The organism is Citrobacter sp. wls613, assembly GCF_005281195.1.
Lineage (GTDB): Bacteria > Pseudomonadota > Gammaproteobacteria > Enterobacterales > Enterobacteriaceae > Citrobacter > Citrobacter gillenii.
The window spans coordinates 1071-1573 of the sequence record NZ_SZXN01000033.1 but is presented as its reverse complement, the minus strand read 5'-3'; the positions used below and the strand labels follow the sequence as shown (position 1 = coordinate 1573).

Genomic DNA, 503 nt, shown 5'->3' with positions numbered 1-503 from the left:
TGTATCCCCTGACGATTGGCGATCATGTGAAGAAAGGCACTCCGCTTATCGATATCACCATTCCTGAATGGGTTGAGGCACAAAGTGAGTTTCTGCTGTTATCCGGTACAGGCGGTACGCCAACCCAGATAAAAGGGGTTCTGGAGCGACTTCGTCTGGCTGGTATGCCGGAAGAGGATATTCAAAGGCTGCGTTCAACCCGCACAATCCAGACCCGTTTTACCATTAAAGCACCTATTGATGGTGTCATTACTGCATTTGACCTGCGCACCGGCATGAATATTTCCAAAGATAAGGTGGTGGCTCAGATTCAGGGGATGGACCCGGTCTGGATCAGCGCTGCAGTGCCAGAATCTATCGCCTATCTGCTGAAAGATACGTCGCAGTTTGAAATTTCGGTACCGGCTTATCCGGATAAAACATTCCATGTCGAAAAATGGAACATTCTTCCCAGCGTGGATCAGACAACCCGCACGCTTCAGGTCCGCCTCCAGGTTACTAAC

The 503-nt window shown here is 49.9% G+C and carries 1 pseudogene; it reads left to right on the top strand.

The annotated features are described in order from the left end of the window. Positions 1–503 (top strand): annotated as a pseudogene (silB, locus tag FDX01_RS04610) (Cu(+)/Ag(+) efflux RND transporter periplasmic adaptor subunit SilB); the annotation flags it as partial.